This window comes from Ruegeria sp. CL6 (genome assembly GCF_056536465.1).
In genome coordinates, this window is sequence record NZ_JBQFPR010000014.1 from 1 (window position 1) to 23,226 (window position 23,226).

Sequence of the window (23,226 nt, forward strand, 5' to 3'; positions counted from 1 at the left end):
CGCAGGCATGCGATGAATTTCTGTCAAAGTTACGAGACGCGAAGTGAGGTTCCGCTTTGTACGGAACAAAACTCTAAGGATCAGCCAGCAAGGGACCATCTGATGAAATTCGCTGTACTCAAATTCCTCGCACCGATGTTCGCAATCGCAGGCACGGCTTCTTTTGCAATGTCTGAAGCAGACGACGCGTGTATCGATCATTTGCGACAGGTTGGAGGACCAGACGGTCAATCAGGTACGATTGAAAGCTCAGAGTTCTCAGAAGCGGGCACGCTCGTCATGCTACGAGACGCAGGCGGAACACTTTGGCGCTGCATCGCGTACAAGGATGGTAGCATCGGCGAGATGTCGGTTGTCGAAGCGATGGATGATGGCGGTGGAGCCATGGCAGGCGCCGCCGGGTCTACTGGTAGCCAACGTGTCAAATTCGATGCTGGTTCCACCGGCGCCGAACTCGTTGGTGAACTCGCGCCCGGAGCGTCACAGCAATATGTTCTTGGTGCGAAAAACGAACAGTTTCTTTACGTCCGCGTTGCTCCGCGAAATGGCTCCTTAGACTACGTTATTCGTAACCCCGATGGTTCTGAACTGTTGGGATTAATGTCGGCGGACAAGGAGTATCGAGGGCAGCTTTGGCAATCTGGTGATCATGTTGTGGAGGTTATCAATCGCAGCAACTCTTCCGTCGACTACAACGTAATTTTCGGAATTGAATAGGTGATCAATCAGAAACCCTGGAACGCAAGTCCAAATAGCGAAGGAAAAACAGATGAAACCCAAGGTCCTATTGGTGATCGGCACAGCGTGTATTACTGCGCTTGCAGCATGCGACGACAGTGGTGGATCAGTGGATGCAAGTGCACCAACTGTGGGCAGCTCTAGCGATCTTTCGTCATTTGAAGGGGCAAAAGCGGGCCAAGCTGAAATGGGCATCCAGAGTCTCGGATTTGAACTCGTCCGCAGCGAAGGGCTGACCTCGTACTGGTTTAACAAGGATACTGTTGCTTGTGCTCGGATCACGACGTCTGAGGGAAGGTACTCAGATGTAACTATGCTGCCATCAGGTGACTGCTGACACATTTTTCATCAATCAAATATCTGCAATAGGGAGCTTTAGTTTGCATTTCGACTTGGCACATGCGGCGGTTACCATCGTCGCTCTAATTGTAACAAACCTGGCATTGAAATCGGCCGGCGTGATAAACGAAGAAAACAAACACCAATTGAACTGGAAAGTTTTTCTGGCCTACTTCGTGGTCGTCTTTATCATCAATCTGGTGTGGCCGATTTAAAGCTTCACGTCGGAAAGTCTATCGCGCACTTGATAAGGCTGCTGAGATTGAGCCGCTCCAATAGATTTCCAAGTGGGAAGAGTGTGAGCATAACAGGCTGAAAAATAGAAAGGAGCTGGCATGCGGTTTTTGACGTCCCTCATATTCATTGGTGTTCTCGCAACCGCTGCGAATTCTGACGTAACCAGTCGAAATGGCGGTCCAAGCAACAGTCAAATGCTCTCAAAAGGTAGCGACGGAGGCGTTGACGGCGTTGCTTTCTTTCGCCCAGTCTTAAGCGGAGTATTGTATCGCTCTGGTTTCAAAGGTGGCGATAAGGATCGAACGGGCCTGAGTGAAGGTCAACGCGAAACTCTGTGCGGTGAAGGGTTTTCAACCGGGTTTTATGCCGACTTTGGCAAAAACACTGAATACGGTCGCACCAGTTGTGGAAACGGATCCTTTGACTATCAGAGCGCCAGATCCTCCCGTCCCAGTGCCGTCATGGCGTCCATACATGAGGTGATTGAAAACCCTAGAAAGGGTCCTGTTCTGGTGCACTGCATGTGGGGCGTTCATTCCTCGGGAGCATTGTCGGCAATGGCGCTCGTTCAGTTTTGCGGTTGGACGGAAGAAAGGGCCAAGGACTATTGGAATGAGGCCCGTAACGGTGCCCCATGTTCAGGCGGGTGTGACCAGTGGATTGACTCAAAGTTCTCCAAATTCAGTGTCGACCCCAATTTGACGATCTCTACCGAACAACAGGCAGCGATTTGCCCCAAATGATATCGGGAGGAGTATCCAAATGAGGTTCAATCTTCTGGGGTCACTGGCTTTCATTGCACCCACTGCCTTGTGGGCGAGCGACGATGTCCTCGGTGAAGCCACAACATTTGAGAGTCCCAACGGCGTTACGGAACGCTGCATTCGGATCGAAAAAGTTCCAACGGGCGCGTATCAAAAAAGCGATCTTGAGGAAGAGACAGCCTATTGCGAGATCGATTTCTATGCCTCCGAAATTGCTATTTGCCCGAAAACCTGGAGCACCAGCCCAGGAATGGCCGTCTACGATATTTCGGAAGGACCCTACACGGGGAACCGTTCTGAGTTCGAGAGAAACGCTTGCAAAGAGGGGAAGGCGGCGAAAGATCTGGCCAAGGACAGGGTGGCCAAATTCAAATCCACCATGAACCAAAAGGGCACCAGTGGAACCTTTTCCACCTCGTCGCTGCTTTACTATCATTTCTCCAGATATTTCGACACGACTGTAAAAATTCCAGTCGCCGTTTGGCGTAGCATGGACACCCAGGCGCATTTTTCCGAGGTCGCCGAGCCTGGCCTTGCGATTTCTGGTGGCTCTCATGGCGGACGCATGAACCATGAAGGCTGGCGGGTCTTCGCAGCTGCGGATGCTGACCCAGCCTCATACCAGCCAACCGACGATTTATTCACTTCGGATCGAACGCAAATATACGGTGTACTGCTCGATAGTCCTGGGCATAGATACGGCTCGGAAATCAACGGCACACGCAAATCTGGATGGGGGAAAGGTCAGAACCGCGATTTTCAGGAAACCCCCGCTTTCTTAGCTTTGCGTTCTTCGAAACCCATGCCAGAGGCCATTGCAGAGGGCGTTAAAGAAGGCCGTAAAGACCGGATGATCAACAAGGATCTCGGTCCCGATGTCAGTGACCAACAGATGACCTTTTGGATGCAAGAGCTTACCGAGATTGTTCTCCTTGATTTTATCTTTAGCCAGCAGGACCGCGTGGGAAACATAGACTTCACACCCTATTGGTATTGGGTCGAAGACGGAAAACTGAAGCATAAGAAAGCCAAGCACCATGAACCAAACGATGGAGACGTTCCCGCCGACGCGTTATTGATCCGTCGCAGCAATCTAAACGACAACGATGCTGGTGGGCGTGTCGAGTATGCCAACTTCGCGAAATCTACTCAAATGCTGGAGAAAATTCGCCACTTCTCTCCAAGCACATATCGACGCCTGGTTGCATTGAATAGTGACCTTCAAACCCAAGGCCCGATCCATGACTGGCTATCGCAAAGCTTTGGTTTGTCAGACAGTCAGATTGCACAAGTTGTCAAAAATACTGCGCTGGCAACGTCCATCCTCCAGAGCAATTGTTCAAATGGCGATTTGATGTTCGACTTGGATCCTGTCGCATTCTTTTTGAGAAACGACACCGAGGTAGGGGCCTTGGACTGTAATGACCCGTAGGTGTTCTGCTCTTATTGCGGTGTTCATTTGGACCGCTCTGCTCGCCTGCAAAGCGGCGGCATTGGATGTTATCGTCATATCGGATCTGAACGGAAGCTATGGTTCGGTAAGATACGATGCCCGCGTCGACAAAGCGATTAAGCGGATAGTCGAGATTGATCCAGATCTGGTTATTTCGACCGGAGATATGGTTGCGGGACAGCGCATTCCCAACTTGTCCGACAAACAGGTCAGGGATATGTGGAAGGCGTTTCACGAGGCCGTATCAGATCCTTTAGAGGCTGCCGGCATTCCATTTGCGGTCACGCCAGGAAACCATGATGCCTCTGCGTACCGTGGGTTCGAGCGTGAAAGAAAAATATACGCAGAGGAATGGATACCACGAAAACCAGACGTCGACTTCCTGGTTTCGGATGACTACCCGTTCTTCTACGCGTTTGAGATGCAGGGCGTAACGTTTGCATCTTTGGATGCTACGACCTTAGGGCCGCTATCCGGTGATCAACAGGACCGACTTGTGGAACTGGGTGCAAATGGAAATCCGGTTGTCACTTTCAGTCACCTCCCACTTTGGCCCTTCGCGATCCAGCGCGAACACGAAATCATCGGTGACCCAACACTTGAAAAAATCTATTTGGAAAGCGGTGTCGTTCTGCATCTGTCAGGCCACCATCATGCCTTCTACCCAGGCTGGAAAGACGGTGTGGCTTATGTTTCCCAAGCTTGTTTGGGAGGTGGCCCGCGACGGCTTATTGGTGACAATGTCAAATCACCTCACAGCTTCACTCATGTTACGTTCCAACCAAGTGGAGAGTTTGGGATAGCAGTATATCGAGGGCCTGATTTCGAAAGGTCAGTAAACTTCAAATCGCTCCCGAAAGAGATCAGATCCCCGAATGCGGTGCTGAAACGCTTAGACCTTGTGAAATGACTAGAGGTTGAGTTTCAGCTCAACTTTATCAGGGACCAGATCGTTTATCATCTCTTCGATCCGAGCTTCCGACAATCCACCCGAGGTAATGAAAAGCAATGAAACGCGAGATTTGCCGGGAACGTGGTGTCTTCTGACCAGCTTCCAGCCAGCGTCTGCGGCCATGGCTTCAATGGCTCCGCTGACTTTCAATGAGTGCTCTTCGTCTGAAGCCTTGAGCGAAATTTCCACGCCCTTGTTTCGCCCACCGAGCCAAATGAAACACCAACATACAACCGCCACCAATGTGGCCATCAAGGGCAAGCCCAGCCCTACCGCCAGCCCAAGCACGGTCACTATAATCATTTCCACCGTGTCGACCGGGTCATCCATATTTGATCGGAACCTCAACAGGGCTCCTATTCCAAAGATCACGAACCCGATCATTGATCCGTGCTGGACTACCAAGAATCCAACCGCCATGCCGACAAGCGCGTATAGGAAGAACAGCCTGGGCATCATGATATCACTGACACTTCTGCGGGCTCTCCGCCTCACAGGGTGATAAACGATTAGTCCAGTCAATATGACAGTTACGATGACGTCGAGAGTAAAAAAATACAGTTCCTGTTTGCCCCGAAACTGTATCCAACGTCGTTCGATAAGTATTTCCGACTCTGAAGTACCGGCCAGCATCGTAGCGGGGTCGATTTGTGTTACCGCAGCGCCTGGCAACAGCACCATCAATAGCGCGGCCATGAGTGGGAAAGTCTTGTTCAACTTAACTTCCTTCCTGCTTGCTCTGGCAGATTGCGTTCCGCCATCTTGTCCAATTCAATCGCAACAGGCGCGATCAGGTAAAGAGATTACCGTGCATTCTTCGGACATCGCATTCGGACTGTGATACGAACGCTGATACAGGGAAGTGGTTCATGCGCGAGAATATCCAATGTCAGAACACAAGCTGCTTCGGTCGAAAATTGGGTTTTCACGGTGCTTCCCCAAGCTTGCGAAATTGGCTTCCTTTGCAAGCGCCGCTGTCGCATTTTTGGCTTGGATCGAGTTCGCCCATGCCGACAACCCCGGTTTGACACTCATCGACTCCTTCAAGGTGGCGGATAAATCGGAAGGCTTCTCAGAGCCTTCAGGATTGTCTCTGTCCAACGCCGAAGGCTTCTTATGGTCAGTAAGCGACGCTGAACCTAAACTGCACCTACTTGGAATCGACGGGGCATTAGGAAACTCATTCAAGCTGCCTTCATTGGCGGGATCAGATCTGGAGGGCGTCGCATCACGAAAAGATGGGTCTGTTTTAGTACTTCAGGAAACTGATCGATCAATTCTAGTCGTTCACCCGACTGACCCCATTCAACTAACTACAATCCCTCTCACATCTCTTAAAGGTTACTCGGCCGCCGCTGCATTACTCGTCGGCAACCCTTTGAACAAGGGACCCGAAGGCATCGCCGTTGACCCGGAATCCGGGCGGGTCTTCGTTGGGATTGAGGGACAACCAAGGTTGTTAATGGTGTTATCGCCAGAGCTAGACGAAATTATTGAGATCATTCCTTTAGCCCGCGATGCAGGTTTTATCTCCGAGCGTGTAGATGATGATGAACTGGATTTGAGCGGCCTAGCATGGTCCCCGTCCTCACGTTCTCTTTGGATTGTGAGTGACAAAGGCCGTCAAATCTTCGTCTACGATCCAGAGTCCAAGTCCATAAAGTCTATCAGTTTGACGTTCACAGAAGATGGCAAACAAAAGGAAGTTAAACATCCCGAAGGGATCGCTCTCGATGAGACCAGAGGGCTTCTCTATATACTGACAGACGACGCCAAGAAATCGCGGCTTTATGTTTTTAATATCCCCAAATTTTGATCGCTAGAGAATGACGCTCACATTGCCACGATAGCTTCCGCAAGTTGTTGCAGCTAACTTACCACTCCTCTTCGTTGCTCCACCCTAATCAGAACCGAACACTTAAGTTTGCACCGAGGCCATGCTCTTGGCCGTTGGAACGAACTGAGTAACCATACCCTGCCGTTAGTCTTGCCAGATCAGAAATCTGATAGCCCAGTCCAAGCCCAAGAACGAAACCATTGGCGCCTCGGTTTTGTCCGACTTGCGTGAATGTCCCAAATATCGGGCTCGTTACAGTGATTTCGTGCTCACTATCCTTGTTGGCAAAAAAATCATACTCGTAACGAGCAAAGGCGATTGGGGTTAGCACACCATTCTCTGTCAAGAAATCCCGCTGGTAGTCAACTCCAATGGAAGCGACCAGCGATTCTGCATCCGCTTTTTCAATCGAGTAATTGAAATCACCACCGCCAGTCTCTGTGCCTGAACCTTGTTGGATACGCCCGTAGTTCAATCCGAAAACCGTAGAAACCCTTGCACCGCTCTCCAGGTTAAACAACTTCCGTGCCTGGATACCGGCGTGGATTCCCTCTTGGTCCAAATCCGATTTAGCCTCGCCCCCCGTAAAGCCATCAACAGAAGGGTTGTTCCGCTTGGCATCAGTTTCACCGAACATGTAACCGATCAGTCCGGAGAACTCCCAAGTTCCTGTTGTTGTACGCCCATACACGCCCACATGATAGCTGTCGGTCGAAAAGTCCTGATCGACTTGATCGTGTTCATCCATGGAGGATGTCCCAAAACCTGCATACACGCCGACCACACCTCTATTGGTGCTTGCGACATCAGCTCCAACCAAAATGGTGCCCAGCGAATAGTCGAATGTGCCAAGGCCATTGCTTCCATCAACGTCCCCGCTCACATAGGCCGTGTCGATCCACCAGCGCCGATCAGAGCAGTCTATTGCGCCGCTCGGGCTCTGGGCCGAGTCGATGTCTCCCGATGCAATAGGTTGATCCTCATTGTTGAAGCCAACCGCTTGATACTTGCGGCAGTCAGCGTGGCTCAGCACTGTGTTGGTTATCAGGTCGAGTTGCTCAAGCCCAACGGTCAAATTGGAGGAATAGGGTTCTGCGTGCACACGATTAAACCCAGCCAAACCTGAATTGGTAAGCGTGTTAACGGCATTGCCCAAGGTTGTGCCGTTGGTCAGGTTGGTTCCTGGAGACGTGTTTGTGGTGTTGGCCACCGCACCAGCAAGGTTGCTTGCATTGGGAGATCCAACAACTGATGGATGTTGCGGTAAACTCGAAACGGGGAGTGTCGAAACCGCAATATCAATTCTACCGTCCGCGGTTGGCGTGTTTGAGATACTCAGACTGGATAGGGCGGGCAGAGATCCTCCGGCAACAAGAGTTGGGGAGTTTCCATCGAAACTCGAGGCTTGAAAAACCGTGTAGTCGTTGCCAGCAGCATAGTCCTGCGCAGTCAGGCCGGGACGAACGGCTTCGACTTGTATGGTGGCGTTGTTGATACCAGTGACTGCGTCTGTTGACGAAACCAGATCCGCATTTTGTGCCGCTGCGGGGTCGACTTCCGACAAAATCGTCGACCCTGCATCGAAGGAAATTGCACTATTAATATTCAACGTCCCAATCGAGGAGCCTGGTGAAAGAACAGCGCCATTTCTCACGTTGAAATTGAATGCGTTCACGGTGCCGTTGCCGGCCAGAGTACCAAAGTTATCAAAATCGACCGTGGTTAAGCTGCTGGACGCGTCAAGCCGAAGTGTTGAACCAGCACCGATCACCATATTGCTGGTGGCCGTCATTGAACTGTTGGTCAGTGTAAAATCAGACGCTTGAGCAATTCTTGTCTGAATGTTGATCACACCAAACGCGATTTCCGTCGCGTTTGTTACTGTCAAGTTATCGTAAGTTAACGGCGTGTCTGATTGGAAATACACCTCGGTAGGGTCAACGTCTCCACCATTGGCGGGTGCGAATGTCATCGACCTTCCCGAACCAATCGAAGTGCCTATAATATTCACCCGTAGCTTGCCGTTGATTTGCGTCGTCAGGGCCTCCCGTGAAACAAAGTCGCCGCTCCCAGCCGCGACATCGACGTTCAACAAAGTCAGTACCGATGCTCTGTCTGGATTTTGACTCTGCCCCGGGACATACAGCTCAATTTCCCCAGAAGGCGTTATGGTGGAATTACCAATCAGAAGCGCCGTGATGGGCCCGTTTGGAATTGGCAGGCAGGATTTAACAGTAGAGGATATCGTCTGCCCGCTAAGAATGGTCTCTGTTCCAGCAGTGTATTCTTGACGCGGAGCACCAACTTCAACGCAAGATTGCGAACTTTGGGCCTGGGCATCGCCGGACAGTAAGAAATACGCCAAGATTAAGAATGAGATATTCGCCAGAGTGATGCGCTGAGCAATTCGACTTAGTGGGAACGGCCTATTGTTTGTCACCAACTTTCTCCTCTCGCGGTACAAGCGAAGCTACCTCAACTTAGGACTTGAAAAACAAAGTTTATCTTTTTGGATTTTTTGTTGTGGCATTTGAGCAAGCTCACAACACGGGAAGGTCTGCGCAATGCAGACCTGCTCGTGCATTTACTGCGAGGCAAGACAAGCCGGGTTTTACATTCCGACCAAATCCACCTTTGCGTAGAAGCAATCGCAAAAGGTCAAGCCTTGAAACGATTTTCCCGAGCTTGATGGGCGCTGAACAGCGCCATTGAGTATAGGCATGGATCATTGGGTTTCGGAGTCGAAAGCTAAGATCAATGCAGATGCTCACCGCTCCGCCGATACGCACCTTTTCAAGCTAGTAGGCCAAAACTTCTGGACCGAGATTGATCTGATCGAGAGCGCGTCCCTTATTCAGAAACTCGACGAAACCAATTTGAAGTTTGAGTTTCAGAGCTTGCCAATTTTCGACAAGATCTGAAAGCTGGTTGACTGACATCAAGAGAATGAAACAATAAACTGAGAAATGACACGGAGTACGAAGATACTGTTGGCGCTCACCGTATTGACGGTCGGGTTATGCATGTTCCTAGCGGGAGGTGCGGTCGAACGTTACCAATTTGAGGAGGCCTGCCTAGACTTGGGCGGAGGTCGCCATCCTGGAGATTACCCGATTTGCGTTTTGGAACAGACGGACGCGTCTCAGTCACGCCGCGATTGGAACAAAGAAGCTACGAGCACAACGATGCCAATTGCTGCGAGAATGAAAGTCAGCGGCAAAAAGAAGCTTTCTTGCAGAACGCCGTTTGGATCGACACCGCCATAAAACAGGTGCTCTGAAAGCCCACTTAGTGCTGCAAGGAAAAGGATGACGATACCAAAAAGGCGAAGTTTGGTCATGTCAGGTCTCCTAGGGAATGGGCCAATAGTTAGCATCGTTTTTCATACCTGTGAATTGAGGAGCCTAGTTCTTCAATACCTTGATTGCATCGCAATCCAGCCGTAGGCGCGTATAATGCGAATATGACAAGAGATATTGAAGCTAACGCTAAGACAATCGCTGATGCCCTGACCTCTGCCCAGCAGATACCTAAACTGTCTTCAGAGGCAGGACAGCTATCGCTGGATGACGCATATTCGATTGCTAGTCGTGTCCGCGAGATTTTGGGCAAAGAAAGAGTTGGCAGAAAAGTCGGCTTCACGAACCGCACGATTTGGCCTGTTTATGGTGTGGATCAACCCATTTGGGGAGAGGTCCACTCAGATGGGCTGTTTTCGACTGATCAGCCGGTAAACTTGGCAAGGTATTCAGAACCGAGAATCGAGCCAGAAATCGTACTTGGCCTCGGCGATGCGCCGACGGCTGAAATGAACAATGAACAGTTGGCAGGTTGCGTGGAGTGGGTCGCATCAGGGTTTGAAATCGTGCAATCGATTTATCCCGACTGGAAATTCTCAGTCGAAGATTCAATCGCAGCACAAGGATTGCACGGCTGCCTTGTTCTTGGCGACAAAATCGCGGCGACGCATGATGTTTTGATCGGCTTGGCCGAAGTGCCACTAGCGTTGTTCAAGGGCACCGAGGCTATCGAGGCCGGCAAGGGTGAAAACGCGCTTGGAGGCCCAATCAAAGTCCTGGCTCATCTTGTGTCTCTGCTTTCCAAAGACGACCAGCTTCAAGGAGGCGAGCTAGTCACAACTGGCACATTGACGGACGCATGGCCAGTTTCGCCGGGCGAACAATGGTCAGCTGGTTTTGGTGGCGTGATGGACACCGAGCTATCCGTACGATTTACATGAGGCTTTGGTAGAGTGGTGACGCCGACTGCACCAAAGAAAAGCTGCTCTCAATAGCTGACCATGATGGTCTTCCACTGGTTTCATCAATTCTGGGATGCAAGTTACACGATGCTATCCAAATCAGATTACATGATGTTTCTCAGGCACCCTGCCTGGCTATGGATCAAAAAACACGCCGGGCATCTGTTGCCGCCAATTGACCCCTCATTGCAAGCACGCTTTGACGAGGGGCACGCGTTTGAACCTTATGCAGAGGAGCTTTTTGGTGATCTCATAAAACTCGGCTTTTCAGATTTTTCAGAATACCAGGCTCTGCCCGCGCGCACTCTGGATGCTTGGAGAGATGGTGCGAACGCCGTGGCACAGGGACGCTATGAAGATGGAACCATAACTTGCATCTCCGACATCGTGAGTCGCAGTAGCGATGGGTACGTTTTGACAGAGATCAAGAGCGGGACATCTGCAAAGCCCGAACACACTTTTGATCTCGCATTCCAGCGTGTCGTGCTTGAGGCAGCCGGGTTCCCCATTTCGCGCTGCGAAGTGGCACATGTGAACCGTGATTACTTCAGAAATGGCGAAATCAATCCGCAAGAGCTTGTCAGCATCACTGACATCACGGATGCGGTGACTGAGCAGCTCGAAAAAACACGCACTAGGATTGATCAGGCATTGAGCGTCGTTGCCAGTGGTACGATGCCTGATCCATCCCCCGAACGAGCGCGCCTTAAATCCTACGGTGAATGGCTGGACATTCGCGAAAAGCTCGACCCTCCAATCGTGCAAGACAGCATTCACCGCCTTCCGTTCATGAACGCGGAAAAAGCCTCGGAACTCATCGCAAATGGGATCACAAAGATTGACGAGATCACTGATCCATCTGTGTTGGGCAAGTCGACACAACGCTACTTGAGAGCAGTGGCGAACGGTGCACGCACAATCGATCATCAGGAGTTGAGCAGGTTTCTGAGCGAGATTGTCTATCCGGTCTATTATTTTGACTACGAAACGTCTCAGAGTTTGGTGCCACCCTGGGACGGAACGCGTCCCTATCAGCAAGTGGCTTTCCAGTATTCCTTGCATATCCAGCATGAGCCTGGCGGAGAAATTGAGCACAGGGAGTATCTCCACCGAGACGCCAGTAACCCGATGCCAGCCTTACTGGAAAGGCTACGTGAGGACATGGGAGACGTTGGCTCTGTAGTGGTTTGGTATGCGCCGTTCGAGAAATCGCGCAATGCGGAAATGGCGGAAACTTATCCAGAGCATGCAGAGTTCCTGGAAGGCCTAAACGCACGGGTTGTAGATCTTATGAAGCCGTTTGCGGATGAAGTGATCAACGATCCCGCGTTCAAGGGAAGCGCCTCTGTCAAGGCCGTTCTTCCTGCGTTTTTGCCAGAACTTTCATACGATGATCTGGACATCAAAGAGGGGGCAAGCGCATCTCGTCTTTGGAAGGACGTAACATTGACAGAACCGGATGATCCAGCGCGCGAGAAGGTCTATTCTGATCTTGTGGCGTATTGCACGCGCGACACCTGGGCGATGGTCGCCATTCATCGGGAATTGCTGGCGATGTGAGCTGTGGTGCGTACCGCAAGACTTTTGCGACCGAGCTCTGCGGGGTATCCGTGTGATCTGTCGGCGTTAAGGCAGCCGTAATACTCAATCTTGCCACTCCAACCGATACAAGACGTGGTGACCGCGTAGACCTTTCAGGAGTCTGGGTTCTATTTGAGAAAATGAGAAATCGGTTCGTCCTCCGACCATGGCGCGAGTCGCATCTGAAACGAGTATCTCGCCTTCCGCACCAACGGTCGTTATGCGTGACGCTTTGTTGACCACAGTACCGAAAAAATCTCCACGAGATTGCACGACATCACCGGTGTGAATCCCAATCCGAACACCGAAAGATGGCTCCCCGGTTGCCGATGCAATGGCCTTCTGAATCTTGATAGCGGCCGTTAGCGCTTCTTTCGCAGACGGAAAGACTGACAACGTTCCATCTCCAAGGGATTTAACGAACTGGCCATTATGCTTTTCAATGATCGCCGATAAGACTTGGAAGTGGTTTTCGATCAGCACCGACCAACGCTGATCACCCAACGCTTCCGCTAAAGTTGTACTGCCCTCCACATCAGTGAAAAGTACCGAAGCTAAACCTTCGGTTTGGATCAGCTCGGGTCCCTCTTCACGCGCAGCATCGACCAGTTTTTGGATGGCCGGCTGTTCTTTACCCACGAGCTCAATATTTGGCGTTGGCACTGAAGCGTGGCGATTAATGATCTTCCAAGCCGCTCCCTCCAAGACAAAAATTAGGACAGTGCGATAAAAGACGGCTTCATCAAAGCCGACAAACTGAATCTTATGGACGAAGGACGACCATCCCGTTTCTCCGTTTTCAAAGGCTTCCGCCTCAACTTCTTCGAAAACGACCGGTGCCGGAATCTCCGCGAAAAAGCTGCTAACCCCACCGCGAACTGCTCGCCCGCTCCAAAACTCACCTTCGCCAGTTCCAACGAACCTTAGTTCATCTGCTTTCGACAGAAAATTCTGCAACTCATCAGTATTCTTCTTGGTTCTGAGTATTTCATACCAACGCCTCGAAACCGCCAGTAATTCAGGTGAGGAACGTATCATCACAAATGACTCGAGACGCTAAATGGAATGAGGCTTACAAGGTCTTGCAACCGGGATCTCCATTTTTCGAAAGATACAGGTCAATGCTGCCGCTGAGGTTTGGTCAGATCAAGACTTTTGTATTTTTCCAGAACAGAGCGCATCAGACGCAGATCAAAAGACGCGCGTCGGTTCAGAGCGAACTATCGACGGAGTTTCTGAGTTCGCGTCCGGATCATAGGGGATCGAATCGTTTCGCTGTCTGAGAGCTACTCGACGCTGTACTGACCCGTAAAATAGGATGCTTCATTCTTTTTGGCACACGCTAAGCTAGAAGGTTCCCGGAACTACGCGGTGAATTTCGAAGTGCAGCACACTCCGTCTTGACATGGTCATACGAACTGGTTCAGCTTCGTTTCATGACGAACAAACGCATCCACTGCCATCGAATATCGGCCTGAGGTCGATAACCCACGCGAAATCCGTGGGAGGCAGCATTGGTATGCGGGCGAGGCTTATATCCTTGTAATTGCTCCAGATTAGAGTGCACGAGTCGGTTCGATTCCGACGCCTCCTACCATCCTCAGGAGGTGTCCGACATGGCGGACGAAGTTACGAACGCAATTGATTTCGACGACATCAAGCAATCGGTCGAGGAGAGCCTCGGACGCACACCCGAAGGCTGGTCCGGCTTGACCACAAAGCTCTTCACAGAGGTTAAGGAATACTGCGATCTGAAGGGTGCCACCTACCCCTTTGTCCTCCAGATCAAGGAGAAGCTGGGACAGCTCCGCATCTACCACAGGTGTGATGATCGACACATCCAGTCGATGATCACCACCACGATTGCACGAGCAAATCGTACCTGTGAGCGATGCTCAAACGCTGCTGAGACCCAACTTCTGAACGGCTGGTACACGACCCTGTGTTGTTGGTGCGCGCATGATGTCGCGAGCAAGCGCCACCCTGAAAGGAAGAGGTTCTTTGGCGTTCGGAAAAATCCTGTTCGGGATCAAATGACCTGCTCAGTTTGTGGCTATTTCGGTCAGATCGACCGAACGGATGACCGTAATCGGTGCCCCGCGTGCGTGAAGAAGGACTGGTGATGACCGCCGAACAACAAGTGATCTTCAATAAAATTATCGAAGGCGACGATGATGAGGACTACGCCCGGAAGCTCATGAATACGGGCTCGCTGGCCACCGGTCATGTCCCGCCGATTGCCCTTTGCCAAGTCTCGAGAGGGGTCTTCCATCTCAACAAGACCAAGTTCTGGAGAATGTGACTGATGGATGATTTCGAAAAGAGCTGGAAGGAATTCCGGGAAAAGGTTCGAGGTGTGATCGAGGACCATGGAGCTCCAGATGATCTCCGCTCATTTGACGCCTGGTACGCCGAAGAGATGCGTATGGTGATGGCGCACAACTACCCAGCTCCGCACGTCTCTGACGTCACATGGTCGACCGAGGGTCTGCATGTCGAGTGTGATGGCCGTGAAGTGGTCGACCGTATGATGACTGCTATAGCGGAAGTTTCACACGATCTCAAAGAGGCGCGGGCCCGGAGGTCAGTGATGAGCAGTGTTGTCGACTGGAATGATATTCATGGAAGCGTCTTCAAGCAGCTTGGTGAGTATCGTGCCGGGTGGGCGGAGCAGCTTACGCTTGCACTTAAGAAAGTGAAGAGGTTGATCGACGAGCAGCCCGACCTGTTTGGTGATGAACGCCCGTCCATCGTTCAGATCAAACAGAAATGGGGAGGCTTGCGCGTCTATGAGGGCCCGGGCTGCAACCAGGCTACGAGTGAAGAGATCCAGTGGCGTGTCGATCAGATTGAGCATACCTGTGAAGGTTGTTCTAATTCTGCCCAACGCCAGAGCATCCTTGGGTTTGTGACGACGCTTTGTAGCTGGTGCTACAATGATGCTCTGCGCCGGCGATTTGAGGGCGCCGAAGAATCCTGGCCCGACAGCCTGAGGCTGGACATTGTGGAAAACTATCCAGACCTCGTTTCCCCGGATTGCGCATCTCTTGTTCCTGCGGTCGGAAAGGGCTGGCTCGTAGTGATTTCGCAAGCACTCCACAAGCTTTCCTTCAGTCAGGAGTTCAGGGCACTGGACCCCGGAACTATTCAGATCTCGAATATTAAGAAAGGCCAGGATGGCAAGATTTCCATCGGTTTCAGTCGATACCACGATCTCATTCAGGAGTACGCTGACTGGATGAAGTTTCGATGCGGCGTGACGTGTGAAGAGTGTGGCCACGTTGGTGACATCGTTCGGACAGCCGACAGGTCTCAAGTGCTCTGTTCTCACTGTTATTATACTCGGGAGAAGTCTGATGGGTGATGACGACGACGTTGAGCTGGATGAACAAACCTTGCGTTTGCTTAGGCTTCGGGAGGCTGAAATTGCGGCTGGTCGAGCAAAACTAACCAAGCCGATTACCTCGGATGAGATCCGGTCGCGAAAGGTGCCTGATCCGCAGGGTAAACCAGATGAGTGACGAGACTACAGAAGAGGAAATCCCAATTTTCGTGATCTGTGAGACTTTGGTGAACGGCAAACTTCGAGAGATTGAAGGAAAAGAGATCACTGTAAAACCAAACAAGATCTTAGTCTTGACGATCAGTGTCGAGGATGTTGAGCGATGACAGATGATTTTTCAGAAGACGAGATCTTCGGGCGCCCGTTACAGGATGTTCCTCTGGATGACTTGATCGCAGAGTTGCAAGCTCGTCGCAAAGAGGGTCCGGAGGTCTGGCTTGCATTGCGCAAAATGATTTTCGAGCAAATCGCCGATTTTGCACAGCGTCCGGCCGATGCGCCCAAATGGCGGGATGAATGGGTCAAAGAGAACACCTGGGATCTAGTGACTGACGACGATGATGTCGAGATCACTGATGGTAGCGGCAACGTGTTCGACGACCTCGGGATCGAAGACCCAAGGAAGAAGACTTAGTGATGGGGGCGGAGCATATCAGCTTGATCTTATCCGCCGTGATCATTGTCGCGTTGGCGATCTACGTCAGACACATCGTCCAAACTGCCGGAAAAGATCGCGAAGTCGACCCAGAGCGAGTTCGAAGGATCATGCGAGACCTGGACTACAGCTACCTGGACCGAGTGATGAACTGGCGAAGGAAGGGGTAGCGGGATGTTGAAGGTGGTTGTCTATGTCGGCGAAAACGAGGTCGCTCGAGCCATTGCTGAGAACGCTTCAGATCTGGCTGACGTGTCTGATTACAATATCCGCATGAATGAGAGGGCATCTGAACAGCTCGGTGTTGAAGAACGAGGCCTTGGCGGTAGAATCGAAGACCACCCACGAAATCAAACTGTTTGGTCGCTTGTTCGCAAGATCGCAGACCTTTGGCTTGCAGGGACTGGTGCTGGTGAAAAAAGCGCTCAGGCAAAGCTGCTGTCGTTGATCCGTGAGTCCATTCGCGAACCAGACGAGTGGATAGAAAAGGAATCGAACCAGAATGACGATTGGAATGCTGTGATCAAGCAGATGTCTGATGACGAGCCGTATTCCCTAGGCTTCTACGCTGACAAATTTGAGTCGTGGACAGCGGACGAGATTGAAACTCTTCGATGTGATGTGGTTGAATCAGCCACAGAGGAAGAACTAATGGCCGAGGTCGAACGCCGGCGAAGAGCTGGTCTACTGCCCAAGGAGGCCTCGAATGATGGCTTCTCAGATATGGTTGATGATCTCTGGGGCAAGCTCGATACAGACCCAGACCGCTAGTACAGCTTACCTGCCGCCATTAACCAAAATTTGACATAAGAAGTCTGTGGCGACTGTAGTTGTAGTAGTGCGTGCTTCTTCTAAGCGCCTCTCCTGCTAGGAACCAAAGCGCCCCGGATAAGCATTTCCCCAGCACTGCTCTGCGGAACTATGTACCACCAGTCTCTACGATGAGCATGGTTGACCGCAACCAGCCCAAAGCGGACCTTCGCAACCAAGCTTTGCAAATTCCGAAATGCCAACCGAACAGACCTTTGTCCGAGGCTACACCCGATACCAGTTTTCAACTTCTCGGGCGGCTGCTTCGACTGTAAAGGTAGTCTCTACCTCTGCGATTGCGTACTTTACTTCGTCTGAGCTAGCACTGAGTTCTAAGACGTTCGCATCCAGATCATGGGCTGATCCGGCATTTGAATAAATCGTATCGACCCCAATTCTAATGGCGTTTCGGTGTTGCAGTAGGTGCTCAAAAAACCGCACATAAACCATCTCCTCGTACGGAGAATGACTGTCCGCTTCAGAGATCAAACCCAATTCTGCGGCCTTGGCACACGTCAAACGCCAAGCCAGTTCCATTGTCGATGGAGGCGCATCTCTGGCCTCATCAGGGTGTTTTGGGTTCGCAAACGTAGACCTTCGGAAGGCTTCGAGATTGGTACGCAAGCTCTTTGTAGGAACGGGATAGATGAATGTGGTTTCCTCGGATGCTAAGGCTGGTTCAACCTGATCCGGCTGCGCCTGGATGAACTCGGAAAACCTGTTTCCGATGATAGGGACTTCTCCGACAATCAAGTCTGTGGGGTCGGTATTCTCCGCCAGCCATCGCGCCAGGGCTCTCCGACCCCACAGCCCGGCAGCCTTTCGGATCAACGGATGAGTTCCATCCGAAACATCTGGATACCTAGCGAGTAGATCTTCGGTCTGAAACGCCGCGAGACCTGTATCCCAACGCATAATATGCACGCGACGTCCCAAGGAGACCGAAATGGATATCTGCTGACGCAACAGGAATGACTTTCCTGATGCTGGTAATCCAGTAAAGAAAACCATGCGGCAACGACGTGCAGCGTCGGCCAGGTGTCTTCCAATCTCAGTGTCCGCAAAACTGTCGATAGAAATTGCGAATCTCCTAGTTCGGTGTCGGCAATAGGCTGGAGCGGCGAGCGTTCACCACCTCCAAGATTGTTGCCCAAGAAATCCGGCGATTTCACAGATGAATTGTCAACCTAAATTGCCCCAAAGTGAATTTTGCCTCTCAGTTATTCTCTTAACCACCTAATAACTCGCCGGTCTCAAAAATTGACCATTCCGCAGCACACGCTTCTTGACGAGCGTGCGTCCTTGACTCTTCACAGACTAGGAACGACAAGAGTGCATTGGTAAAAAATTACTCGCCGCCGCGATGCTGCCGGTTACGATAATCCAATGGCCTTCAGACTAATTGTAGCATGTGCCTCAGCATAGGAACGGGTTCCGCTGGGGTCTTCGCTATGAGCTCGTTCCTCGCAAGCATTTGCAACTGTCACCTGACGTGCTCCAGTCGTCGCGTGACCCATGAAAGAAGGCGCAGTATGAACAACACATGGCTCTTAAATTGCGTGCTAGATGCCCGATAGATCAGGTCTCAGGCTCCGCGTCGACCATTCATTCATCGTGTTTGCTCGCTGCATTCTTTGTTTGATCCCGATACTTTTGGTGTTTCTCTCAGGAACGCAGCTTCCTGCTCAGGTCGCGGGCAATGCCGATGGGTCTGTTTGTGACGAAGGTTTCGAAAACAAGAACGGATCCTGCCAAAGAACAGACTTACCAGAAAACGCATTTTTGACGGGTAGCACCTATGGCAGCGGCTGGGAATGCAATCACGGTTTTCAGAATGTCGGAGAACTCTGTGAGGAAATAAGAGTTCCTGAAAATGCCTATCTTACATCAACAGGAGATCAGTGGGAGTGCAATCGGCTGTTCCAGCGTGTCGGAGAACTCTGTGAAGAAGTGATGGCACCTCAAAATGGATACGTCGAAACCCGGTTTGGCGTGCAGGAAATACACTGCAACTGGGGATTTCGTAAAGAGAACCAGGATTGTGTTGCGATAGATGTCCCGCGCAACGGCCGCCTGACTGACAAAAACAGCGCGGATGGTTGGGTGTGCATCAGAGGTTACAGGGCAGCGGATAGCGGCTGTGAGCCTGTGGCAGTTCCACAGCATGCATACCTCGCGCCTGAAACTTATTCCGGATGGAAATGCGAACGTGGTTTTCGCGCAAACCGGGACAAGTGCGTTGCGATCCTTGTCCCTTCAAACGCTCATTTGAATCGAAGAGGTGATGGTTGGGAATGTAACCGGCCGTTCACGAGACAGAACGACCAGTGCACCGAAAATGCGCCGCGACAATAAGTTAGTGGAAACCAAAGTCGCCTGACAAATCCGGAAGGACTAAGCCGTGAACTATAACTCGATTAACGAAAACCTGGGTAAAAGTCTCAAAGCCGAAAAGGCGCGTCGCCGGTCCTGTGGGATTAAGTTATCTATTGCGTCAGCAGTGTGCGTTGCAGCGATAATTACCGTGGTGTTTCTCTGATGCGTAAAAATGCCCCTCAAGTAACTCTTCCCAGTTCAAAGATGTCAGCTCATGGTCTGGAACAAAGAGCGTTTCAGGACCGCAGTGTTCGTAAGTCGCGGAACGCTGACGTATCAGGAGTGATTGAGGAAGAATTTGGAAAGTACTTGATTAAGGCTGGCGTTCTGAGCGGCAATAGTGTTGCACGGGCATTTCCCAAGCCGCCGGCTAAAACGCAGGCAATGATTGCCGACGCAGTTGGAGAAACACCAGCATTGGCCATTGAGGCCTTAAAAGAAATTCTCGAAGAACGAGACAGGAAGCGTAGCGGTCAACGCCGTTTGGAGGGAAACTCCGGCACCTTCGTTCCCAGTGAAAGAGAATATGCAGAGGCATTACGCCAGATCAGGCTCACCCCCGCGCAGGTCACATTGCTCAAAGCACTTACAATCGCAGGCAAGGACGGTCTGACCATTGGTCACTTGTCTCAGGCGGCCGGTTACAAATCGCGCGAGGCCTCAATCAAGGTCTTTAAGAAAATCGGTCTATTGATTGCGGAGTATCTAGAGCTCGAACTTCCCGAAGGCGGATCGGTACAGAATGATGGCGCCGCTCAGGTCCTGGCATTTTCTCACATCGAAAGTGACGACGAGCCAGCAACTTGGATTATGCATCAGGAACTGCGCGATGCTGTTCGTTCGGTTCTATGACGTACGTTCCAGCCCCAGCTCCTGTAGCGAACTTCGAACCGGAACAAATGCACGAAAGGTTGCTCACGTAGCTTATGTTGGAGAAAAGACCATATCCGCTCGACCTGATCTATGTACCTGTGAAACGGGCGAAAACGCTTGATCAACAAAAAGTTCTGACGCTGGCCGAAGATATCCTGAAGAATGGCCAGAAGACCCCGATCCAGATACGCGCTGACAACAAAAGGTTCGTGCTGATTGAAGGTCTTCACCGACTAGAGGCTATCCGCGCCCTCGGCGGTGATACTATTGAAGCCTATTTGGTCCGCGCCAGACTACACTAAGCTCTTTTTGGGATTGGCGTTTGACAAAGCCTCTGAAAAGGTCATCAGGCGCTGACTTTTTTCATCCCAAAGATGCAATCGCGCACAATGAAGGCTCTGATATAGAGTAATACGCTGGCAGTTTTCCAACTCAGAATGGTCACGCAAAACTTCGTTTAGCCGATAGAACGGTATGCGGCTGGCGAGGTGGTGAACATGGTGCACACCAATGTTGCCAGAGAACCACCGCAAGATGCCAGGCAAGGCATAGTGAGAACTACCATAGAACGCGGCGTTCTGAAGGTTCCAGCCCTCTTCCCGGTCCCAGGTCGTGTGTTCGAACTGGTGTTGAATGTAGAAAAGCCAAATACCAATCGATGATGCGACAATCACGGTTGGCAGGAAAACACACGCCACCACCTCAAAGCCTCCGGCCCATAAAATCAGAGCCAAGAACCCTGCAATTGCGGCGTTTGTTCCCATCGCACTTGCCCAATACAGCCAGCCCGACCGCATGAAGCCAACAGGTAAGCGGTATTGAATAAAGAACGTATAGATCGGCGCAACACCGAACAGGAAGACGGGGTTCCGGGTCAGACGATACGCGGCACGCCCGAACCAATTCCGTTTCAGGTATTCCTCAATGGTCAATGTAGGGATGTCACCCATACCACGCCGATCAAGGTTACCGGTTGATGCATGGTGAATCGCATGGCTTTGCCGCCAAACGTCATAAGGTGTAACGGTAAGAGCACCCAGAACCCGGCCAGTCCAATTGCATGCGCTGCGGCTTCTAAAGAAAGATCCATGACCACAATCATGCATGATGATGAAGATACGGACCAGAAATGCGGCATTCAGGATGGCCAGCAATATTGCGATCCAGACGCTAAATGACAACGCAAACCACGCTAGGGCCCATAGCGCGAATAAGGGGAAAACAGTGATCGCAAGTTCAAAAACACTGCGCTTCGCATCGGGCACACGGTATTGCGCGAGCACCCGCGTCCAGTCTTTAGGTTGCAACTTACTTGGTCTCCGACGGCTTATTGTCGCCCATTGTTCAAACGGGCACCCTTATGGGGTGCCCGCAAAAGGTCAGGCGAGTGCCAGATTGGCGGCGCTTTCGCGTCCGTCACGGCCAGCCTCGACGTCAAAAGTAACCTTTTGGCCGTCTTTCAATTCGCTAAGGCCGGAACGTTCAACTGCTGAGATATGCACGAACACGTCGCGCTTGCCATCTTCAGGCTCGATAAAGCCAAAACCTTTGGTTGAGTTGAACCATTTTACTGTGCCATTTGCCATGGTGGAAGTCTCCTAATACGTGCCGCCCGCATCATTGCGGCGACTCGGCGTGGTCGGTCTGAATCGAAAGACTGAACGCCGAATTGGGGAGACAGCAGGTCGAAAAAGAAAAACGTAAGCCTCGTGTATATGGACTTCGACTACGCACGATACAAGCCTTGATGCTTTGGCGGACAACAGAGAATTTGAGCCTGTCTGGCTTAGAACTAGGCAAGTAGAGGTGAAACCGTTGCTCTTCGATCCAAACTTGAAGGTGGCTTGGGTCAGCGGCACAGAAGACTAACGATCATTTTTGGGATATTAACCTGCTGCATACGAGACAGCGATAAGCGTCCGTTTTGGTGCCTTGGCGAGACTTTGCAAAGTCCGCTTTCTGCGCATTGCTGTCATTAGGACATCGCGCAGCATCGGTCAAAATGGGCTCTAATAGATCATTCTCTGCGGTGTACGGATCGGCCGATGGCAGCCCGAAGCAGACATTCACAGTCACGCTTTTCAGTTTACAGTTTCGCACCAAGCCATTGACTGGGAAATTCGCGACGTTCAGGAGGTCATGTTGTCTTTTCCAAGCAACGTAATTTGCGCTACCAATAGACATGAATGGAGACCGCAGACTTTCCGCAGTACTCTCGGCCGATGTAGTAAACTACTCAGGCCAGATTAAGGCAGATGAAAATAGGACTCTCAGCGAACTTCGTGTTCTACGTCGAGAGCTATTTAATCCCTTGGTTAGCGATCATCGCGGTAATGTCGTTAAGAGGATGGGTGATGGATGGATCGTCGAGTTTAACTCGGTATCTGATGCAGTACGATGCGCCCTTGATCTTCAAAGCCAGGTGTCAACTCAGTCCTCACTGAAACTACGAGTGGGCGTGCATCTTGGAGATGTTGTATTCGACGAAGATGACATTTTCGGCGATGGCATCAATCTATCCGCACGTCTACAAGAGGCTTCCGACGAAGGGGCTGTGTTAATTTCAGATGTCGTCCATCGCAGCCTTGACGAGCGCCTCGCTGAGCAATTTCATCGCGCTGGAGAGCGACAGTTTAAGAACGCGCCGTCACCAATTGAAGTCTTTCAATGGTCGCCGCCAGGTTCTGCCCCACCGCGAGTAACTCCGGCTAGCCATACAAAGTCTCAGCTAATCGGCGTCCTACCTTTTGATAATCTTTCTTCTGACCCCGATCAGGAGTTTTTTGCAGATGGCATTACCGAAGAGATCATCACCACTTTATCAAAACTCCCGAATTTACTGGTCGTCGCGCGTAACTCTACATTCGTCTACAAAGGTCGATCCGTTGACGTGAAGCAGGTCGGTCTGGAGCAGGGTGTCGATCTTGTTCTTGAGGGAAGTGTCCGTCAAAGCGGTAACCGGGTGAGGATCACAGCACAGCTAATCGATGCAAAGTCCGGCATGCAT

At 51.3% G+C, this 23,226-nt stretch carries 24 protein-coding genes, 1 tRNA gene and 1 pseudogene; 19 read left to right on the forward strand and 7 right to left on the reverse strand.

Features of this window, described 5'->3' with window-relative positions; genetic code table 11:
• From ACR0LH_RS20910 to ACR0LH_RS20925, 4 genes and pseudogenes are all read left to right on the forward strand, one after another.
• Positions 1 to 717 (forward strand): annotated as a pseudogene (locus ACR0LH_RS20910) (hypothetical protein); the annotation flags it as partial.
• A gap of 52 nt (positions 718 to 769) precedes the next feature.
• Positions 770 to 1,075: a hypothetical protein gene (locus ACR0LH_RS20915; RefSeq protein WP_082643644.1), complete on the forward strand. Its 306-nt coding sequence runs from the start codon at positions 770 to 772 to the stop codon at positions 1,073 to 1,075.
• 1,001 nt (positions 1,076 to 2,076) lie between these two features.
• The gene (locus ACR0LH_RS20920; RefSeq protein WP_058282221.1) at positions 2,077 to 3,510 is read left to right on the forward strand and encodes a hypothetical protein; all 1,434 of its coding nucleotides are present in this window, start codon (positions 2,077 to 2,079) and stop codon (positions 3,508 to 3,510) included.
• Between the two features lie 61 nt (positions 3,511 to 3,571).
• On the forward strand, positions 3,572 to 4,441 hold the full coding sequence (locus ACR0LH_RS20925; protein WP_480504107.1) for a metallophosphoesterase family protein: 870 nt from the start codon (positions 3,572 to 3,574) through the stop codon (positions 4,439 to 4,441).
• On the opposite strand, the gene ACR0LH_RS20930 is transcribed toward ACR0LH_RS20925, so the two are convergent.
• Complete coding sequence (locus tag ACR0LH_RS20930) at positions 4,442 to 5,200, reverse strand: hypothetical protein (protein WP_170781837.1); 759 nt, start codon at positions 5,198 to 5,200, stop codon at positions 4,442 to 4,444.
• Between the two features lie 169 nt (positions 5,201 to 5,369).
• Between ACR0LH_RS20930 and ACR0LH_RS20935 the strand changes: the two genes are divergently transcribed.
• On the forward strand, positions 5,370 to 6,299 hold the full coding sequence (locus ACR0LH_RS20935) for an SdiA-regulated domain-containing protein (RefSeq protein WP_170781838.1): 930 nt from the start codon (positions 5,370 to 5,372) through the stop codon (positions 6,297 to 6,299).
• Positions 6,300 to 6,387: 88 nt separating this feature from the next.
• Here the strand turns inward: ACR0LH_RS20935 and ACR0LH_RS20940 are convergent, their stop codons facing one another.
• Together ACR0LH_RS20940 and ACR0LH_RS20945 are read right to left on the reverse strand one after the other, a co-directional pair.
• Entirely contained in the window at positions 6,388 to 8,760 is a 2,373-nt protein-coding gene (locus ACR0LH_RS20940) for an autotransporter family protein (RefSeq protein WP_480504108.1), read from the reverse strand.
• Between the two features lie 702 nt (positions 8,761 to 9,462).
• Positions 9,463 to 9,660, reverse strand: a complete 198-nt coding sequence (locus ACR0LH_RS20945; protein WP_170657922.1) for a DUF3955 domain-containing protein — start codon at positions 9,658 to 9,660, stop codon at positions 9,463 to 9,465.
• Positions 9,661 to 9,783: 123 nt separating this feature from the next.
• On the opposite strand from ACR0LH_RS20945, the gene ACR0LH_RS20950 reads away from it, so the two are divergent.
• The gene (locus ACR0LH_RS20950) at positions 9,784 to 10,560 is read left to right on the forward strand and encodes a 2-keto-4-pentenoate hydratase (RefSeq protein WP_480722341.1); all 777 of its coding nucleotides are present in this window, start codon (positions 9,784 to 9,786) and stop codon (positions 10,558 to 10,560) included.
• Between the two features lie 108 nt (positions 10,561 to 10,668).
• A complete protein-coding gene (locus ACR0LH_RS20955) occupies positions 10,669 to 12,141 on the forward strand; it encodes a DUF2779 domain-containing protein (RefSeq protein ID WP_170782233.1) in 1,473 nt (490 codons plus the stop codon).
• An 84-nt stretch (positions 12,142 to 12,225) separates the two neighbouring features.
• Here ACR0LH_RS20955 and ACR0LH_RS20960 read toward each other — a convergent pair whose 3' ends face one another.
• Positions 12,226 to 13,200 (reverse strand): adenylate/guanylate cyclase domain-containing protein, encoded by a 975-nt coding sequence (locus ACR0LH_RS20960; protein ID WP_170782234.1) that lies wholly within the window; start codon positions 13,198 to 13,200, stop codon positions 12,226 to 12,228.
• Between the two features lie 465 nt (positions 13,201 to 13,665).
• Here ACR0LH_RS20960 and ACR0LH_RS20965 point away from each other — a divergent pair.
• The 8 genes from ACR0LH_RS20965 to ACR0LH_RS21000 all read left to right on the forward strand — a co-directional run bounded on the left by ACR0LH_RS20965 (position 13,666) and on the right by ACR0LH_RS21000 (position 16,931).
• A tRNA-OTHER gene (locus ACR0LH_RS20965) sits at positions 13,666 to 13,759 on the forward strand.
• 19 nt (positions 13,760 to 13,778) lie between these two features.
• Complete coding sequence (locus ACR0LH_RS20970; protein WP_480504111.1) at positions 13,779 to 14,285, forward strand: hypothetical protein; 507 nt, start codon at positions 13,779 to 13,781, stop codon at positions 14,283 to 14,285.
• Positions 14,285 to 14,464: a hypothetical protein gene (locus ACR0LH_RS20975; RefSeq protein ID WP_170782244.1), complete on the forward strand. Its 180-nt coding sequence runs from the start codon at positions 14,285 to 14,287 to the stop codon at positions 14,462 to 14,464. Before ACR0LH_RS20970 ends, ACR0LH_RS20975 begins: the two co-directional genes overlap by 1 nt.
• 3 nt (positions 14,465 to 14,467) lie before the next feature.
• Positions 14,468 to 15,526: a hypothetical protein gene (locus ACR0LH_RS20980; RefSeq protein WP_170782243.1), complete on the forward strand. Its 1,059-nt coding sequence runs from the start codon at positions 14,468 to 14,470 to the stop codon at positions 15,524 to 15,526.
• Positions 15,519 to 15,683, forward strand: a complete 165-nt coding sequence (locus tag ACR0LH_RS20985) for a hypothetical protein (protein WP_170428341.1) — start codon at positions 15,519 to 15,521, stop codon at positions 15,681 to 15,683. The genes ACR0LH_RS20980 and ACR0LH_RS20985 overlap by 8 nt, the downstream gene beginning before the upstream one ends.
• On the forward strand, positions 15,676 to 15,831 hold the full coding sequence (locus ACR0LH_RS20990; protein WP_170408639.1) for a hypothetical protein: 156 nt from the start codon (positions 15,676 to 15,678) through the stop codon (positions 15,829 to 15,831). Before ACR0LH_RS20985 ends, ACR0LH_RS20990 begins: the two co-directional genes overlap by 8 nt.
• Positions 15,828 to 16,139 carry a hypothetical protein gene (locus ACR0LH_RS20995; RefSeq protein ID WP_170603678.1) on the forward strand — a complete coding sequence of 104 codons (312 nt, stop codon included), beginning with the start codon at positions 15,828 to 15,830 and terminating at the stop codon, positions 16,137 to 16,139. Before ACR0LH_RS20990 ends, ACR0LH_RS20995 begins: the two co-directional genes overlap by 4 nt.
• Positions 16,140 to 16,334: 195 nt before the next feature.
• Positions 16,335 to 16,931: a hypothetical protein gene (locus ACR0LH_RS21000; protein WP_480504113.1), complete on the forward strand. Its 597-nt coding sequence runs from the start codon at positions 16,335 to 16,337 to the stop codon at positions 16,929 to 16,931.
• A 264-nt stretch (positions 16,932 to 17,195) separates the two neighbouring features.
• Here the strand turns inward: ACR0LH_RS21000 and ACR0LH_RS21005 are convergent, their stop codons facing one another.
• Positions 17,196 to 17,894 (reverse strand): hypothetical protein, encoded by a 699-nt coding sequence (locus ACR0LH_RS21005; RefSeq protein ID WP_170527302.1) that lies wholly within the window; start codon positions 17,892 to 17,894, stop codon positions 17,196 to 17,198.
• A 642-nt stretch (positions 17,895 to 18,536) separates the two neighbouring features.
• Here ACR0LH_RS21005 and ACR0LH_RS21010 point away from each other — a divergent pair.
• The 3 genes from ACR0LH_RS21010 to ACR0LH_RS21020 all read left to right on the forward strand — a co-directional run bounded on the left by ACR0LH_RS21010 (position 18,537) and on the right by ACR0LH_RS21020 (position 20,521).
• Positions 18,537 to 19,325: a hypothetical protein gene (locus ACR0LH_RS21010; protein WP_170486079.1), complete on the forward strand. Its 789-nt coding sequence runs from the start codon at positions 18,537 to 18,539 to the stop codon at positions 19,323 to 19,325.
• Positions 19,326 to 19,508: 183 nt separating this feature from the next.
• A complete protein-coding gene (locus ACR0LH_RS21015; protein ID WP_170583825.1) occupies positions 19,509 to 20,198 on the forward strand; it encodes a hypothetical protein in 690 nt (229 codons plus the stop codon).
• A gap of 74 nt (positions 20,199 to 20,272) precedes the next feature.
• Complete coding sequence (locus tag ACR0LH_RS21020) at positions 20,273 to 20,521, forward strand: ParB N-terminal domain-containing protein (protein ID WP_170353732.1); 249 nt, start codon at positions 20,273 to 20,275, stop codon at positions 20,519 to 20,521.
• Here the strand turns inward: ACR0LH_RS21020 and ACR0LH_RS21025 are convergent.
• Complete coding sequence (locus tag ACR0LH_RS21025) at positions 20,513 to 21,526, reverse strand: fatty acid desaturase (protein WP_174819312.1); 1,014 nt, start codon at positions 21,524 to 21,526, stop codon at positions 20,513 to 20,515. The two genes, ACR0LH_RS21020 and ACR0LH_RS21025, sit on opposite strands and share 9 nt — an antisense overlap.
• Before the next feature lie 72 nt (positions 21,527 to 21,598).
• Positions 21,599 to 21,805 (reverse strand): cold-shock protein, encoded by a 207-nt coding sequence (locus tag ACR0LH_RS21030; RefSeq protein ID WP_170328727.1) that lies wholly within the window; start codon positions 21,803 to 21,805, stop codon positions 21,599 to 21,601.
• Positions 21,806 to 22,401: 596 nt separating this feature from the next.
• On the opposite strand from ACR0LH_RS21030, the gene ACR0LH_RS21035 reads away from it, so the two are divergent.
• Positions 22,402 to 23,226, forward strand: an 825-nt coding sequence (locus ACR0LH_RS21035) for an adenylate/guanylate cyclase domain-containing protein (RefSeq protein WP_480722343.1), incomplete at its 3' end; no start/stop codon positions are given.